Origin of the sequence: Caballeronia choica, assembly GCF_001544535.1 — a bacterium.
Classification (GTDB): Bacteria; Pseudomonadota; Gammaproteobacteria; order Burkholderiales; family Burkholderiaceae; genus Caballeronia; species Caballeronia choica.
The window spans coordinates 1-17,237 of sequence record NZ_FCON02000100.1 but is presented as its reverse complement, the minus strand read 5'-3'; the positions used below and the strand labels follow the sequence as shown (position 1 = coordinate 17,237).

The window sequence follows — 17,237 nt, the reverse complement described above, 5'->3', positions numbered from 1 at the left end:
GTGCAAAATTTTTCTCCTCTCAGCCGGCCGAACAGGTGTCCGACATGACTGCTCCGAGCTCAGGCTTGCTCGTCAAGCCGATCCATCTGGTCCCGTCGGCGGGGCGTTACGCGTCGCCTCTTGCGCGGCGGCTGCGCGACGCCCTGCGCGGCGACGTCTTCTTCGACACCGCAAGCCGTGGCCGCTACGCCACCGATGCGTCGATCTATCAGATCATGCCGATCGGCGTCGTCGTGCCGCGCGACCAGGACGACCTGCGCGCGGCGCTAGAAATTGCCCGCAGCGAGAAGGCCGCGGTGCTTGCGCGCGGCGCGGGCACGAGCCAGTGCGGGCAGACCGTAGGCGAGGCGCTCGTCATCGACACGACGAAGTGGTTGAACAACATCGTCTCCTTCGATGCCGGCGCGCGCACCGTGACGGTCGAGCCGGGCGTCGTGCTCGATCACCTGAACGCGTGGCTGAAACCGCACGGCCTGTGGTTTCCCGTCGACGTATCGACGGCGGCGCAGTGCACGATCGGCGGCATGGCCGGCAACAACTCGTGCGGCTCGCGCTCGATCGAATACGGCAATATGGTTCACAACGTCGTATCGATCGATGCCGTGCTCGCCGATGGCAGCGAAGCGCGCTTTCAGTCGCTGAAACTGCCTGCGGACGACGCGCGGCTCAAAGGGATCATCGACGGCGTGCGCCGCATCGCGACGCGTGAGCGCAGCGAAATCGCCGAGCGCATGCCGAAGGTGCTGCGCCGCGTGGCGGGCTACAACATCGACCTGTTCGATTGCCAGAATCCGCTCGCCTACACCGACGACGGCTCGGCGAACCTTGCGCACCTGCTCGTCGGATCGGAGGGCACGCTCGCGTTCAGCCGGCAGGTCACGCTGAAGCTTGCGCCGCTGCCCGCGCACAAGACGCTCGGCGTCGTGAACTTCCCCACGTTCTACCAGGCGATGGACTTCGCGCAGCACATCGTGAAGCTGCGCCCGACGGCGGTCGAACTCGTCGACAGCACGATGATCGAGTTGTCGCTGTCCAACCCGGCGTTCCGCCCGGTGATCGAAAAGGCGCTGGTGGGCAAGCCCGCTGCCATCCTGCTCGTCGAGTTCGCCGGCGACGATCACGCCGCGCAATTGCAGCGCCTCGCGCAACTCGACGAGCTGATGAGCGACCTCGGTCTGCCCGGCTCGGTCGTGAAGATGCCCGATGCCGGCGAGCAGAAAGCGCTTTGGGAAGTGCGCAAGGCTGGCCTCAACATCATGATGAGCATGAAGGGCGACGGCAAGCCGGTGTCGTTCATCGAGGACTGCGCGGTGCCGCTCGAACACCTCGCCGAGTACACGGACCGCCTGACGGAGATGTTCCACGAGCACGGCACGGAAGGCACGTGGTACGCGCACGCGAGCGTCGGCACGCTGCACGTGCGTCCGATTCTCGACATGCGCCGCGACGGCGCTGCAAAGATGCGCGCGATCGCGGAGCAGGCGGCCGAACTCGTGCGCGAGTACAAGGGCGCATATTCGGGCGAACACGGCGACGGCCTGTGCCGCGGCGAATGGGTCGCGTGGCAATACGGACCGCGCATCAACCAGGCGTTCAGCGAGATCAAGCAGTTGTTCGATCCGGAGAACCGCTTCAGCCCGGACAGGATCGTGCGTCCCCCGAAGATGGACGACGCGCGCAATTTCCGCTTCGCGCCGGGGTATCGCGAGACGGCGTTCACGCCGTCGCTCGACTGGTCGGCGTGGAACGTGAAGCGCGACCCGCTCACGGGTGCCGAAACCCGCCCCGGCACCGGCGACGACCTGAGCGGCGGTCTCGCCAAGGCGGTCGAGATGTGCAATAACAACGGCCATTGCCGCAAGTTCGACGCGGGGACCATGTGCCCGAGCTACCGCGTGACGAAGGACGAACAGCACGTCACGCGCGGACGCGCCAATACGCTGCGCCTGGCGATCTCCGGGCAACTCGGCGAGGACGGGCTCGCCAGCCGCGACGTGAAGGAGACGCTCGACCTGTGCGTGTCGTGCAAGGGTTGCAAGCGCGATTGCCCGACCGGCGTCGACATGGCGAAGTTCAAGATCGAGGCGCGCGCGGCGTGGGCGAAACGTCACGGGATCACGCTGCGCGAGAAACTGATCGCGTTCATGCCGCGCTACGCGCCGTACGCGGCCCGGGCGGGCGGCTTGATGGCCGCCGCCGAACGCATCCCGGTGCTGTCCGCGTGGATGAAACGCGCGATGGGCTTTGCGCCTGAGCGGTCGTTGCCGCGCTTTCGCAAGTCGTTCCTGTCCGGCGCGGTGACGCGCAGAGCGAGCGCGCCCGCGGCCAGGGAAGTGCTGCTCTTCGTCGATACCTTCAACAATCACATGGAGCCGGACAACGCCCGCGACGCGCAACGGGTGCTGGAGGCCGCTGGCTATACCGTTCACTTCAATACGCGCGAAGGCGAGCGGCCGGTCTGCTGTGGGCGGACCTTTCTCGCGGCGGGTCTCGTCGATGAAGCGAAACGCGAAGCGCGGCGGCTGCTCGACACGCTGATGCCTTTTGTGGAGCGCGGCGTCGCGGTGGTCGGGCTGGAGCCTTCGTGCCTGCTCTCGATGCGCGACGAGTTCCTGCAATACGGTTACGGCGAGGAAGCCCGCAAGCTGTCGGAGTCGGCGTTCCTGTTCGAGGAGTTTCTCGTGCGCGAGAAAGCGGCGGGGCGCCTGAATCTCCCGTTGCGTGCGCTCGGCGCATCCCGCGCGTGGGTGCACGGCCATTGTCACCAGAAGGCGTTCGACGCGTTTCGCCCGGTGCAGACCGTGCTCGGCTGGATCCCGGGGCTGGAAGTGAAGGCGATCGAGTCGTCGTGCTGCGGGATGGCGGGCAGCTTTGGCTACGAGGCGGAGCACTACGAGGCGTCGAAGGCGATGGCGGAACTGTCGCTCTTGCCCGCCGTGCGGCAGGCGGCGCAAGGCGATGTCATCGTCGCCGACGGCACCAGTTGCCGCCACCAGATACGCGACGGCGCGGCGGCAGAGGCCCTGCACGTGGCGCGCGTGCTGGCTCTTGCGCTTGATCCCGGATCATCGTCATGACTGGACTTGCTCGAATTGTCTGCGCTGGCGACCTGACGCGCGGTTCTCGTCGCAACCCTTATCAACGGCTTGCGCGTTTCGCAGTCAGATAGGCATATCGATGGAGGGCGTCCCGGGTCTCAAGCTTCGCCCTGCGGCGGCACCAGCGTCTCATAGGGCGGGAGATTGCTGGTGTTGAGCCGGGCGATCTCATACGCCTGACGCAGCTCCACAGCGGCGCGCGTGTAGGCGAGCAGCATCTCGGTATCGTCGAGCGGATCGACTTCGGGGTCGTCCAGGCGTGTCTCGAGGATTTTCATTGCGTCCTGTACGGCCTGGATGGCCATCAGCAACGTGTTTCCACTGACATCGGGCATGTTTGGTCCTTGGCTACGGCGCAGTGCATCTACCGTGACGATGCATCAATGAACCAGGACGGAAGGTTTGATATCGCCCAGCTCGACTAACCTCACGATCGCATTGCGCGCCATGTTGTCGAGTGCCCCTTTCATCGCATCGACGCTCATCGTACCCGTCTTGACTTCGATCTGGTAATGATTGGCTTTGAACCTTTCATTCTTGTCCGTGAAGCGCACCTTCAACGAATCGGGAATGATGGTGTCCGTGGGAATCTTGAAGCAGTACCAAAACTTGGTGCCTCCCGGTAACGCGAAGGCTTTGTCGAACAACGACGTGCCGCCGCCGGTGCGCACCATCTTCACGCCCCCGTCCCCTGTGAAGGTCTCGACGTCGGCCGCACGGGTCTTGCCACGGCCAAGGTCACGTATCTCGAAGTCAGGGTACAGCACGCCAATCACCGCCTTGTCATCGACGATAGGGCCGTGCTCGAAGCCTGGCGTTGTTTTATGTATCGATCGGAAAAGATCGACTTTCGTTTTATCGGACATCGCGAACTCCTCGACGGGCATCGGCGGCGTCATCGCTGCGGCGCGTGAATACACGATAGGAGCCAGGCGGGTCATCGTCAACCGGCGGACGCGGGAAGCCAGGCGGCCAACGGTATCGCGTTCAGAGCGCTCCACGGTAAGCGCGCGGGGCGGGCTGACGCCGCGCGAAACCCCGCAGCGGGTGGGCAGCCAACTATTTAGTTCATTGCTTTAAAAAATCGGCGAGCTGATTCGTTTTCCATGGGGAACCGCCAACTTTGTGCTGCGCCATGCCCGCGCGCGGACGCCGATTTCAAAACGGCCCTGAATGCGCGCCGCGCAGTCTCTCAAGCAGGCGATATGGACAAACTCGAAGAAGATCCGTTGGCCGTAAGGGTGAACATGGCAAGGCGCGCCATGAAGTGCAGCGTCGTGTGCGCTCAGGTGACCCGTGCGCTGCCTCGCGCCCCAGCGGTTCTGCGGGTTCTGCGCGCACGCACGATTATTGCCTGCATGGCACTGGGTGTGAGTGGCAGCGCGTTCTGCGCCGCCGCGGTCCCGCCCGCGAACGGTCCCACGCCGGGACTCGCGCCAGAGTCGGCGACTTTTCGTCAGGCCGCCGAACGTGAACGGGACGCCGAAACGCTCAAGACATTGACGGACGAAGGCCGCCTGCTGTTGTCGCGCGATCAGGTCAAGTTGCCGGCTTACGATTATTGCAGCATTGCGGTCTCGGCCGCCGAACGCGGCGATTTCCGCGACAGCGTCGAAGCGGCCTCCCGGGCGCTCGTGCTGGCGCAGCGGACCGACAACGCCGACCTGGTCGCCTTGTCCAAGCGCGATCTTGCGATCGCGTACAGCTACGCCGGCGATCTGGACGACGCCGAACGCTACGCGCGAGAGGCGCTCGCGTCGAGCCCCAAAGCGCCCGAGCAGGTATTCGCGCCGGCGCACAAGGTGCTCGGCGATATCGCGCTGCGCCGTGGCGATCCGCAAGCGGCGATTGCCGACTATGGCCAGGCGCTCGACACCGCGTCGGCGCGCTACAAGCCGCTCGTGCTGCTCTCGGTGGCGAGCGCGCAGATCGCCGCGGGCGACGCCGCGAGCGCCCGAAAGACGCTCGATGCGGCCGGACCGCCAGCCACGGGCGAACTCGCGCCGTCGTACCGGCGCATCGAGGGCAATCTGCTGCTCGCCGAGGGCAAGCCCGAGGCGGCCAGGCGCGTGTTCGGCGAGCTGCTCACGCAAAGCGGGTCGGGCGATGCAAACTATGACCGCCTCTGGGCCCATGAAGGCATCGGGCGCGCGGACCTCGCCCTCGGCGACAAGGCGAAGGCGCGCGACGCGTACCTGAGCGCGGTCGACGATTCGGAAAAGATTCGCGCCCGTTTTCGCAGCGACGAGTTCAAGACCGGCTTGTTTGGCGACACGCAGCGCGTATTCGAGAAGGCGATCGAACTCACGGCCGAGTCCGGCGACTATGAAACCGCATGGAGCCTCTCGGAGCGCAGTCGCGCGCGGGCGTTGCTCGATGTCGTGCGCAACCGGATCGATGCGGGTGTCGACGACCAGCAGTTGAACGGCCAAGTGCCGGGCCTGGCCGTCGTGCGCGGCGTCCTGAAGCCGGATGAAGCGATCGTCGAGTTTCACGGCCTGGACAAGTCGCTTCTCGCCTGGGTCATTCGCCCCAGTGGGCTGACGGGATATACCCTGCCGATCGCACGCACCGACATGGAAACCTCGGTGACGGAGATCCGCGATGCCATCGTGCATCGCCGCCCGAACGCGGTGACCTACGGCGGCAAGCTCTACACCACGCTGATCGCGCCGCTGAACCTGCGTGACAACGAGCGGCTCATCATCGTCCCACACGGCGCGCTGCACTATCTTCCTTTCCAGGCGCTGCGCGGCCCTGACGGCTTCCTGATCCAGCATCATGCGATCGCCCTCGAACCGTCGGCAAGCGTCGCCGTGCAGCTCGAACAGCGCGAGCGCCCGGTGGCGAGCACGCTCGTTGCGTTCGGCAATCCGACGATTTCGTCGGCTTACGCATTGCCGGGTGCCGAGGCGGAAGTGCGCGGCATCGCGCCGCTGTTCGCGCGAAACGAGGTCTTCCTGCAGGGCAACGCGACACGCGTGAGCTTTCGCGAGAACGCGGCGGCCGGCCGCGTGCTGCATGTCGCGACGCACGCCCAGGCGGACATGATCGACCCGCTGCATTCCCGCATCCTGCTCGCGCCCGCCACGCAGCCGGCGGACGGCCCGGATTCTCTGCTCGCCAAGGACATCTACAACCTGAAGCTGAACAACGTCGCGCTCGTGACGCTTTCGGCCTGCGAGACCGGTTTGGGCCGGATCGCCCGGGGCGACGAAATCCTTGGCTTCACACGCGCGTTTTTCTATGCTGGCGCCACGAGCCTGATCGTCTCGATGTGGCCGGTCGCCGACGAGTCGAGCGCGTTGACCATGCGAACCTTCTACGCGCAACTGGCTGACGGTCATGAAGCGATCGACGCCTTGCGCACGGCACAACTGGCGGTTCTGGGGAATCCGCGTTTCGCGCACCCGTTCTTCTGGGCACCCTTCGACTTGATGGGAGGATGGCGCCTGAGCATCGCGCGCTGACAACACGAATGAACAAACTACGACTGATCGTTGCAGCGGCATCCTGCAGTAGTGTGTTCGCGTGGAGCCAGACGCTGCCGAATGCGGGCAGCATCCTCCAGGAAACGGTGCCGCGCGACACGCGTCCCACACCGCCCGGCGGCGCGAGTGCGTTGCCGCCGGCGCCGCAACCGGCACCCCCCGCTGGACCCGCGTCCGGACAAAAAGTCCTGCTCAAGGGCTTCACGCTGAAGGGCAACGACACGATACCCACCGAGCAATTGCTGGCACCGGTGCGTGACAAGGTCGGGACTGAAGTCGACTTTACGGCGCTGCAAGCGATCGCCGCGCGCATCACGCAGGTGTACCGCGAACGTGGCTACCTGCTTGCCCAGGTGGTCATCCCGCCGCAGGACCTCAGCTCGGGCATTCTCGAACTGAGCGTGCTCGAAGGACGCGTCGCGCACGTGCGGCTCGACGTCGGTGCGGGCACGCCGATTCGCGAAGACCTGCTGCGCGCGCGGATTGCGCAGATTCCGGTCGGCGCGCCGCTCCAGCAGGACACGCTCGAACGCACGATGCTGCTGATGTCCGACCTGCCCGGCATCGTGGTGACGTCCGCGGTCGAAGCGGGCAACGACATCGGCACGGTGGACCTGACCATCAGCGTGATGCCGGCCAAGCGCTGGACGTTTTCGACCGACGTCGACAACTTCGGTGCGGAATCGAGCGGAACGTGGCGTCTGGGCGCGCTGGCGCGCCTCAATTCGCCGTTCATGATCGGCGACAACCTGGACGTGCGGCTCCTCGCCAGCGAACGCCTCGACACCGTCTATGGCCGCGTCGGCTACGAAGCGCCGATCAATGCGGACGGCACGCGCGTCGGGGTGGCCGTGGCGCGCCTGAACTATTCGCTCGGCGAGCAGTTCGCATCGCTCGATGCGCAGGGCGAAGCGACCGTGGCCGATCTGACGATCACGCATCCGCTCCTGAGAACCCGCAACCAGAACCTGCTTGCGCGCGCCAACCTGGAGTATCGCGATCTGATCGACAACATCGGCGTGGTGGGTTCACACAATCACCGGTCGCTGGTGGAAGGCAGTGTCGGCGTGAGCTACGAGGGCCGCGACGCGGCGCTCGGTGGCGGCTTCAACAGTGCCGACGTGGAACTGCTGGTCGGCAGCCTTCAATTCAAGGACCCGCTGTACGAGCAAATCGACACCTCGCCGTTCGGCCGCAATACGCAAGGCACCGAGATGCGCGTCACCTTCTTCGCCAACCGGCTGAACACGATCACCGAACGGATGAGCGTATTCGTCGGCATCGCCGGACAGTGGGCCGGCACCACGCTCGACAATTCCTCGCGCTTCCTGCTTGGCGGCCCGCACGCGGTGCGGGCCTATTCGCCATCGGAGGCGCTCGTCGACGAAGGATTCGTGGCGACGCTGGAAGGCCGCTATGCGATTACGTCGAAAGCGTCCGTCTTCACCTTCTTCGACTTCGGTGCCGGCCGGTACAACGCCAATCCGCGCCCGAACGAGGGACCGAACAGCATCACGCGCAGCGGTGTCGGGCTCGGCGCGTTCTGGGCTGCGCCGGGTGGCATCTCATTGCAGGGGACCGTTGCGTGGCGAACCACCGGGCCCGACACCACGGGCAGCGATCGTGTGCCGCGTTTTTATGTGCAGTTGACAAAGGCGTTCTAGCCGCACGGGAACGGCGTGATTTCCTGTGTTCCACTCAGAGGCTGGCATCGGATCTCTGAAAAGGACACAGGCGGGATGGTCGAATCGTAGGTCGAGCCGGGGCCTGCCCGGAGCGGAGCTGTGCCATGAAAAAGCCATGCAGGATGCGGTCAAGGCATGCCGGGACCATCGCCGGCGCGGTGGCCACGTTGTTCGCGACGGCCTACGGGCCGCCGTCGCTCGCGAATCCGACGGGTGCCCAGGTGGTGTCCGGCTCCGTGAACGTGAAGTCGCCGAGCGCGGGCCAGATGAACATCACGCAGGGCACCTCCAGCGCCATCGTCAACTGGAATTCGTTTTCGATCGGCGCGAACGAGGCAGTCAGGATCGCCCAGCCGTCGGCGACATCCACGCTGCTCAACCGCGTGATGGGCAATGACCCGAGCGTGATCGCCGGGCGCTTGCAGGCGAATGGCAAAGTGTTCCTGGTCAATCCGGCCGGCGTGATTTTCGCGCAAGGTTCCTCGGTGAACGTCGGCTCGATGATCGCATCGACGCTCAACATCTCGGATGCGGACTTCCTCGCCGGGCGCTTCCACTTCGTCGGGACATCGGCGGCCCCGGTCAGCAACGCGGGTTCGATCACCGCGTCGCAAGGCGGCACGGTTGCGATGCTCGGCGGCGCCGTCAGCAACAGCGGCACCGTGGTCGCGCGGCTCGGCACCGTCGCGCTTGGCGCGGGGCAGGATATCACCGTGGACTTCGCCGGCGACGGCCTGACCACCCTGAAAATCAACCAGGGCGCGGCCAACGCGCTGATCGGCAATACCGGCACGCTGGCGGCCGACGGCGGGACGGTCGTGATGAGCGCGCAGACGGCCGATGCGCTCGCCAGCACCGTCATCAATCAGCAAGGCATCGTACGGGCGCAGAGCCTGATCGAACACAACGGGCACATCATCCTCGATGGCGGCACGGCCGGCGTGACGCAGGCGGGCGGCACGCTCGATGCGACGGGCGGCACGGGAACGAGCGGCGGACAGATCGACGTGACGGGCTACGACGTCGCGCTGCTCGCGAATGCGCGAGTCGATGCAAGCGGCGCGGCGGGTGGCGGCACGGTGCGCTTCGGAGGAGGGGCGGCGGGCGCCGACCCGACCATCCGCAACGCGAATGCAACCTGGATGGCACCGAGCGCGAGCATCCATGCGGATGCACTCGTCAACGGTAATGGCGGCAATATCGCGGCCTTCAGCGAAGGCGCGAGCCGGATCCATGGCACGTTGTCAGCGAAGGGCGGAGCGCAGGGCGGCAACGGTGGCCTGATCGAAACGTCGGGCCACTATCTCGACACCACGGGCGCCGTGATCGACGCGTCGGCGCCGCATGGCACGGGCGGCACGTGGAAGCTCGATCCGTTCGAGGTGGATATCGTCGATGTGGCCACTGAGGAGGTGGGTGGCGCCGTGATGTTCGGGCCGTTCGCGACGGACTCGATCGTTTTCGTCGGTGACATCAACACTGCCCTGAACCAGGGGACGTCGGTCACGGTGTCGACCACCACCGGCCCGGGGCTCTCCGGCAATATCGTGCTCGAGTCGAACATCAGCAAGACCAGCGGAAGCAACGCGACCTTGACGTTCTCCGCCGGCGGGTCGATCTCCCTCTTTGGCAACATCATCGCCGGCCCGACGCCGGCAGCGGGCAAGCTCGGTGTGATTCTCGCCGCGAATCAGGACGGAGCGGCGCCAGGCACGGCGGCGATCACCTTGGCCACTGAGGGCGTCGTCACCATCCGGACGAACGGCGGCAACGTATCGATGGGGGCAGGGCGTACCGGCACAGCCGGCTTCGACGGCTCGCGCGTGTCCGTGCAGGAGTCCCTCATCGATACGACCGGCATCGCGCCGGATGCTTTCGGCAACGGCTCGGTCACCATTCATGGCCTGGCGGGCCCGGGGATAAGCGCGGTGGCCCTCGGGTATCTCGCCACGATCAACACGTCGACCGGAGCAATCGACATTCGAGGCGGTCTTGGCGCGACGCAGTCGGGCAACGCGTCGAGTGGCGTCCAGCTTTCCGGAGCGAGCGTGACCTCGGTGTCCGGGCCGATCCGCGTCTACGGCGCGGGCAACGGACCCAGGGGCTTCTGCGACACGTTCAGTTCGGCGGGCGTCCAGATCATATCGGGTTCGGTGATCGGCACGACGAGCGGGTCCATCGACATCCGCGGCTCCTATACAGGCGCCGCAGCGACGAACGCCAACGGCGCCGGCGTCGATTTCGAGAACTCGATCATCCGGGCCAACGGTACACAGGCGACGGCGGTCTCGATCGCCGGTTCCACCAATGGACCGTTGCCGGGCGTGCAGATCATTTCGAATATTGGCGGGGACACGATCACGGCGGGGCCGGGAGGCGGCGTCGCGATCCGCGCGATGAACGACAACTCGACGAAGAGTCTTGCGATCAGCGGAACCACGGCCGCGATCGTCTCTTCCAACAATGGCCAGATGGCAATCCTGCCGGGCGGCGTCGATCCCACCACGTTCGCTTTCACGAGCGGCGACGCGCTGCCGATCGGCCTGTTCGCGACCGTCGCGGGGATGACCGTCGACCAGGCGACGTATGGCAAGCTCGGTCTGTTCAATACGCTCGTACTCGGCAGCACGACGCAGACCGGCAAGATCACCGTCGGCGGACCCACTTGCGAAGGCACCTGCATCTTCCCCAACTTCAACCTGACCCTGGCCAATCCGGGCGCGGGCAGCGCGGGTATCGCCCTGCAATCGGGCGTGTCGGTTCCGGGGCTACTGACCCCCGGCTTGTTCACCTTGTCGTCGGCCGGGCCGGTTACCCAGACGGGTGGCGGCATCCAGACTTTCGGGCTGGCGCTTGCCGGCCCCGGCACATTTACGCTCAACAACGCAGCGAACACGATCCAGCAACTGTCGACGATCGGCACGGGCAACGTCAGCTTCACGAACCAGGGCAGCTTCGCTGTCAGTGCGTTCGGCGGACGGACCTACGACAGTTCCACCGGCCAGTTCGTCCTGCTCGGCGGCCCGAACGCCACGTTCACGGGCGACCTGACCGCGACCTCGCTGAACGGCGACATCGATGTTCTCTCGAGCATCACCAAGACCGGCGGCAACGCCTCGACGCTGACGCTGAACGCCGCAAACGCAATTCAGGCGACCGGCGGGAGCATGACCTCGGCGTCCGGCCCGATGAACCTCGTTTTCAATGCGAACGCCGGCTCGGCTCGGCAGGGAACCTCGATCTTCATTGGCGGCGGGGGGCTTGCAACGAACGGCGGCAATGTATCGATCGGCACCCAGGCGAACACCGCGGTGTATATCGACAACGAGTCGATTTCCGCCGGGACGGGCAACGTCACGATCACGGGACTGGCGTCGACGGCGAACGTGGGCAGCGGTAGCGGTCTGCCGTCGATCGTCACGAACGGGGTCGTGGACATTCAGGACACGACGATCGCGACCACGAGCGGCCGCGTGGCGATCAACGGAAGCTCCCCCGGGACAGGCGTGTACTTCGGGCACAGTTCCATCACCTCGTCGAGCGGCTCGATCAGCGTGACGGGGACGGACGGGGGCGCCGGTGGCTTTGGCGTCGATGTCGACGCCTCCTCGATCGCGGCATCGACCGGAAGCGTGGCGCTCACTGGAATCAGTGCCGGTCCCGTTTCTCCAACCCTGGGCGTAGGCGGCGTGCGTCTGCACAACGGCCTCGGCGCGATGGGGAGGCAGTCCGTCGTCACGGCCGGCGGCGCCGGAGTGACCGTTTTCGGCAGCGGCACCGGCGCGGGCGCGGACGGCGTGCTCGTTGCGGACGGCTCCATCATCTCCGCCACCGGTCCCAACGGATCGGTCGACGTCCGTGGCGTCGCCACCGGCACGCAGGCGGCCGGAGGCGCATCCAATACGAGCTTCGACTACGGCGTGCTCATCGTGAACGGGGTCGTCCAGACGACTGCGCCCGGCACCACGGTCGCGATTTCCGGCTCGACCAACACGTCCGACGCCGGCCTCGCGTTCGGCGCGGTGCCGCTGCCGCCGAACGCCGGTTTCGTGGCCGGACCGGTCAACATCAGAGCGGGCAACCAGGGCACGATCATCCTGCGTGCGTCGAACGACGGAACCGCGAGCAGCCTGGTCGGCCGTTCCGCGACCGTGTCCTCGCCGGGAGGGGCGCTCGTGGCGGCGCCGGCTTCGGTCGCAGCGTCCGGCTTTGCCATCACATCGCTCGATGCGACGCCCATTACGCTGTTCGGCACCGGCGCCGGCCTGAGCCTCGACGCACAGACCGCTCAGACCTTCTCGCCTGCGTTGCAGACGGTCGTACTGGGTTCGAACACGCAGACCGGCGCGATCACGGTCAACGGGCAGTGCGCAGGGACGAGCGGTGCGTGCGTCCTGACGCGACCCACCGTCGGCACGAGCCTCACACTCGCGAATGGCGGCGCCGGAAGCCAGGGCATCACGCTGCCGTTCGGCTTGTCGTTGCCCGGCAAGACCCTCACCTTGCTATCGGCGGGCGCGGTGACCGATCCCGGCGGCATCCAGGCCGCGAACCTGCTGGTTTCCGGGCCGGGTTCATTTACGTTGAACGATCCGCAAAACGCCGTCGATACGTTGTCGATGGCTAACGCGGGCAGCGTGAATTTCCAGAACTCGCACGGCTTTACCATCGGTCCAGTGGTGGGCCAGACGTTCGATTCGGTGGGCGATCGCGTCGTCCCGGTCGGTGGCGGCAACTCCACGGTCAGGGGCGATCTCTTCGCACAGGCGGACACAGGCGGTATCGCGCTCGGCCTGGGCTCCAGCCCGACGGTACCGAACGGCGTCCGCACCGATCTGAGCGCGGGTGGCTCGGTCGATCTCGTGATGGAAAATGGTGTCTTCACGAATGCGGGATCGGGCACGCTCACGGCTGGCAATTCGTGGCGGATCTGGTCGCAGACGTGGACCGGCGAAACGCGCGGCAACATCCAGCCCAACACGGCGCAGCCGAATTTCTACGGATGCACGTTCGGTCAGGGATGCAGTTGGGGCGGAGTCGTGCCCCTGACAGGCAACCACTACGTGTACGCGGAGCGGCCCACGGTGACGGTCACGGCGGGGGGCGCGACGCGTTTCGTCGGGGCGGCGAACCCGCAATTCACCTTTACGGCGAGCGGCTTCATCAACGGCGACCCGGCCGCGCTCAACGGCAACGTGACGAGCCCCGCGAACCAGACCTCGCCAGCCGGGCCGTATCCGATCAATCCGAACTTCGCGTCCGGCGTCGGTTATCTGGTCGTCAATGTGCCGGGTGTTCTGACCGTCGAACCGCTGCCGCCGCAGGTGGTCCTCGACCCGGTGTCCCAGAGTGGCTTGCAGTCGTTCTTTACCGCACAGGAACAGACCTTCGTCTATGAGAACAACCTTCAGGGCACCAATATCTGCATCGGCTCGAATCAACCGCTCTTCACGACGGCTGCGCCGGGTGAAACGCAAGACCTGCTTGCGGTCGAATGGAAGCGCGTGCGTTCTCAACCGAATCTGAACAGTTGCATGTTGCTGAACAGCCAGCACGGATGTGGAGACTTCTAGCCGGAATGATCTCGAGATCGGGACCAGCGACGCCGTGCCCGCGCCATTCATCCTGCCTTGGGCACGCTGAGGCCGGCGTTCACGTAGCCATCCCACATCCCCAGGAACGCGGCTTCGAGATGCCGCGCGAAAAGCGGCGCATCGCATAGCGGCGAGGCGAGCACGCGCGAACGCAGAGACGCGCGCAGCAATGCGAGCCGGCCGGGCTCGCTCGACCACGCGATCGCCCGTTCCAGATACTCGTCATCATCCCGGGCGATCCACTCGTCGAGTCCTGCGGCATGGAGCAGGCTTTCACAGATGTGCGCGACGAAGCGGTCGCCTTTCCTGCACAGCACCGGCACGCCCATCCACAGCGCTTCGGCCGTCGTCGTGCCGCTGGAATAAGGGAACGGACTGAGGGCAATATCGACGCGGCCATACGCGGCCAGGTATTGCGCATGCGGCGATGCCCCTTCCAGGACGAGCCTTTGCGCCTCGATCCCATGCGCGGCGAAACGCGCAGCCGTCGCCCACTGCGTGGCGGGCGCGTCGAGCTCCGGCGCCTTCAGGAACAGGCGCGCCCGCGGCATCGTGCGCAGCAGTCGCGACCACAGCGCGACGACCTCATCGGTGAGCTTGACCAGCTTGCCGAAGTAGCCGAAGGTGACCGCGCCATGCGCGAACAGGGGCAGGGGCCCGACCTCGCCCGCATGCGCCGGCGGCGTGAAGCAGAGGTAACTCACCGGCAGCCGCCACGGCTTCTCGACAAAATGCGCTTCCTCGCTGACGGGCAGCACATGACGGTCGCACACGATGTAGTCGATGGCGTCGCACCCCGTGGTGGCGAAGAAGCCCAGCCAGGTCGCCTGCACCGGCGCCGGCTTCCAGCAAAGCGCCGCGAGTCCGCTCCAGGCGGTATGACCCGCCAGGTCGACCAGCACGTCGATGGCGTCCGCGTGCATCCGGTGCGCCGCCTCCTTCGGGCTCAGCCCCGCCAGGCTATGCCACGCGCTGAAGCGGGGCTTGAGTCGTTCCGTGACCTCGTCTTCGAGCGGATGGGTGGCGTAGGCGACCGGTTCGATGCGCGCCCGGTCAATATGCGCAAGCACGCTTTCGAGGAAAATCCCTACCGGATGTTGTCGCAGGTCAGGCGAGACGAAGCCCACCCTCAGCGCACGCCCCCTGGCTTGCGACGCGCGCTGCGATCGGTCATGGGGAAACGGCTCTGCGGTGCTTGCCATCAGCGCGTTATAGCGTCGTGCATCGGCAAGGAAGGCTTGGGGCGTCACCGTGGCCGAGCCGGCCATGCAGAAGAGGAGCCGCTCCAGTGTCTGCGCGCTGCGTGGATCGAGCATGAGCGCCTTGCGATACGCTTCGATCGCGGGGTCCAGGTCGCCCCGAGCGCGCAAGATATCACCGAGGCACAAGTACATCGACCAACTGGGCGCAGATGCGGCCATCGCGCGCTGGCAATGCGCGAGCGCTTCCTCGTGATGCCCAAGTTCAAGGAGGACGAGCGACAAATTGAGATTCGCTCCGGCATCGGCGGGCTCGAGCGCCAGCGCCCGCTGGTAGCTCGCAGCGGCTGCCTCCAGGTTCCCGAGCCCGAAACAGGCGTTTCCCATGTTCGTGTGTGCGCCTGCCAGTCCCGGCGCGATTCGCACTGCCCGTTGTGCGGCATCGAGCGCCTGGGTGTACTCGCCGAGACTGTTGAATACGGCGGCGAGATTGCTGTACGCGAGCGCGTACAGCGGCCGTATCGCGATCGCCTTGCGATAACTGGCTGCCGCATCGTTCAGTCGGCCCATGTCCTGCAACGCATTGCCGAGGTTGTTGTATGCCTCCGGATAGTCCGGCCTCAGTTCGATGGCCCGTGCGCAACTGCGCACCGCCGCCTCGGATTCTCGTGCGTCGCGCAGCGCGTTCCCAAGATTGTTGTGCGCTTCCGCGTAGTCCGGCCTGAGCCCGATCGCGTGCCGATAACGTTCGATTGCTTGCGCAAGGCGGCCATGCTCTCGCAGCATGTTGCCCAGATCGTTCAGATGCGCAGCGTCCGGTCGCAGCGCAGCGGATTGCGTCATCAGCGCGATGCCGGCGGTGTAGTCACGCGTCTGACAGGCCAGCAGGCCGAAAAAATGCAGCGCATCCGGCTGTTCGGGATGCGTTCGAAGGATCTGCTTGTACAGCGCCTGCGCTTCTGCGAGCCGGCCCTCCCGGTGATGCGCGAGCGCGGCTTTGAGCCAATGTTCGCTATCGTTCATGGGGTTCCGATGATCGAGGGTCGTTGGGCGTTGGACGTTGGACGTTGGCTCGCGATAGGGCGGCGCCGGCGGGCGTCAAGCGGCGGCGTGATTGAGCGGCTTGAGGTCGCGCAATTGCGCCACCGCCGCTTCCGCTGCGAGAACGAACTGGGTGGAGTGCTGGATCACCTCGGTGACGTCTTCGCGTGCCGATGGCTGCATCCCCATGGAAACCCGGAAGAACCGTTCGGCGTGGATGCCGGCGTGATGATGCATGCGCACCCCTTTTGCTCCAAGCAGCCGAGGATTGCCGAAGATCCTCGACAACGCCCACGAGAACGCGCCGTCTTCACCGCCGACGCGGCGAAAGAACGGATGCATCGGAAATCCGCCGAGTGCCGCGTACGCGGGTCGACGAATGACAAGGGTGCTTGCTACTGTGTTGCTGAGCGTTGCCGCATGGCGGTCGAAGTCGGGATGGCGGGTGATCTCTGGCGGAAAGCCGGCGAAGTCGACGTCCAGCCGTACGCATGCGGCCGTGGGGTTGTGCTTGAGGAAGAGACCGGCCGCGGTCAGCGCGCCGGGCAGGTATTCGTCATCGGCATCGATGAACGCGAGCACGGATTGCGAGGCGTGCATGGCGGCCCAGTTGCGTGCGCTGGCGGCGCCGCCGTTCTGCGGCATTCGCAGCAGCGCAATACGCGCGTCGCGCTTCGCATAGTGGCTGGCAACTTCGATCGAGTGATCGGTCGACGCGTCGTCCGCGACGATGATCTCGGCCGCCTCCGGCTGCGCGACGCAACTGTCGAGGGTTCGCGCGAGCGTCGAGGCTGCCTGGTAGCACGGAATGATGATCGAGACGGGCAGCATTCGACGGGCCAGCGGTAGCAACGGAAGCGTTCATCATAGTGTAGTTTTCGCGACGGATACAGAAGGCATCGGGCTTCCACGTCGCACACCGATGAGCGGACTCGGCCCTTGTTCGCGCGTTTATTTTTGGGGCGGCTTTCGTCGCGTAGAGAGCGAGAGAGCGAGAAACCGGACATTTCTAATGAGCTAAAACCCGACATTACTAAAAAGCTCTTACAAACATGTCAAAGCCAGATACAGATGTCCGCTTTCCGGCCAAGTTGAAATGTCCGGTTTTACGGGGGTTTGGAAGTCTGTC

The 17,237-nt window shown here is 65.7% G+C and carries 8 protein-coding genes; 4 read left to right on the top strand and 4 right to left on the bottom strand.

Going from position 1 to position 17,237, the window contains the following annotated elements; genetic code table 11:
• The first annotated feature begins 44 nt into the window (after positions 1-44).
• Positions 45-3,077 (top strand): FAD-binding and (Fe-S)-binding domain-containing protein, encoded by a 3,033-nt coding sequence (locus AWB68_RS30425; protein WP_087648025.1) that lies wholly within the window; start codon positions 45-47, stop codon positions 3,075-3,077.
• 119 nt (positions 3,078-3,196) lie between these two features.
• Here AWB68_RS30425 and AWB68_RS30420 read toward each other — a convergent pair whose 3' ends face one another.
• Positions 3,197-3,433: a Tsi2 family anti-toxin gene (locus tag AWB68_RS30420; protein ID WP_087648024.1), complete on the bottom strand. Its 237-nt coding sequence runs from the start codon at positions 3,431-3,433 to the stop codon at positions 3,197-3,199.
• A 45-nt stretch (positions 3,434-3,478) separates the two neighbouring features.
• Positions 3,479-4,099, bottom strand: coding sequence for a Tse2 family ADP-ribosyltransferase toxin (locus AWB68_RS30415; protein ID WP_125483090.1), 621 nt, complete (start codon positions 4,097-4,099; stop codon positions 3,479-3,481).
• A 357-nt stretch (positions 4,100-4,456) separates the two neighbouring features.
• On the opposite strand from AWB68_RS30415, the gene AWB68_RS30410 reads away from it, so the two are divergent.
• From AWB68_RS30410 to AWB68_RS30400, 3 genes are all read left to right on the top strand, one after another.
• Positions 4,457-6,568 (top strand): CHAT domain-containing protein, encoded by a 2,112-nt coding sequence (locus AWB68_RS30410; RefSeq protein WP_087648022.1) that lies wholly within the window; start codon positions 4,457-4,459, stop codon positions 6,566-6,568.
• A gap of 8 nt (positions 6,569-6,576) precedes the next feature.
• Complete coding sequence (locus AWB68_RS30405) at positions 6,577-8,253, top strand: ShlB/FhaC/HecB family hemolysin secretion/activation protein (protein ID WP_087648034.1); 1,677 nt, start codon at positions 6,577-6,579, stop codon at positions 8,251-8,253.
• 125 nt (positions 8,254-8,378) lie between these two features.
• Positions 8,379-13,847, top strand: coding sequence for a two-partner secretion domain-containing protein (locus tag AWB68_RS30400; RefSeq protein WP_087648021.1), 5,469 nt, complete (start codon positions 8,379-8,381; stop codon positions 13,845-13,847).
• Between the two features lie 47 nt (positions 13,848-13,894).
• Here the strand turns inward: AWB68_RS30400 and AWB68_RS30395 are convergent, their stop codons facing one another.
• Positions 13,895-16,090 (bottom strand): O-linked N-acetylglucosamine transferase, SPINDLY family protein, encoded by a 2,196-nt coding sequence (locus AWB68_RS30395; protein WP_087648020.1) that lies wholly within the window; start codon positions 16,088-16,090, stop codon positions 13,895-13,897.
• Between the two features lie 75 nt (positions 16,091-16,165).
• Entirely contained in the window at positions 16,166-16,939 is a 774-nt protein-coding gene (locus AWB68_RS30390) for a glycosyltransferase family 2 protein (protein WP_087648019.1), read from the bottom strand.
• Between the last annotated feature and the right edge of the window lie 298 nt (positions 16,940-17,237).

Bases quoted from the DNA above. Each gene is read 5' to 3' on its own strand.
- AWB68_RS30425 (WP_087648025.1), top strand. From the start codon at position 45: ATGACTGCTCCGAGCTCAGGCTTGCTCGTCAAGCCGATCCATCTGGTC.
- AWB68_RS30420 (WP_087648024.1), bottom strand. From the start codon at position 3,433: ATGCCCGATGTCAGTGGAAACACGTTGCTGATGGCCATCCAGGCCGTA.
- AWB68_RS30410 (WP_087648022.1), top strand. From the start codon at position 4,457: ATGGCACTGGGTGTGAGTGGCAGCGCGTTCTGCGCCGCCGCGGTCCCG.
- AWB68_RS30405 (WP_087648034.1), top strand. From the start codon at position 6,577: ATGAACAAACTACGACTGATCGTTGCAGCGGCATCCTGCAGTAGTGTG.
- AWB68_RS30400 (WP_087648021.1), top strand. From the start codon at position 8,379: ATGAAAAAGCCATGCAGGATGCGGTCAAGGCATGCCGGGACCATCGCC.
- AWB68_RS30395 (WP_087648020.1), bottom strand. From the start codon at position 16,090: ATGAACGATAGCGAACATTGGCTCAAAGCCGCGCTCGCGCATCACCGG.
- AWB68_RS30390 (WP_087648019.1), bottom strand. From the start codon at position 16,939: ATGCTGCCCGTCTCGATCATCATTCCGTGCTACCAGGCAGCCTCGACG.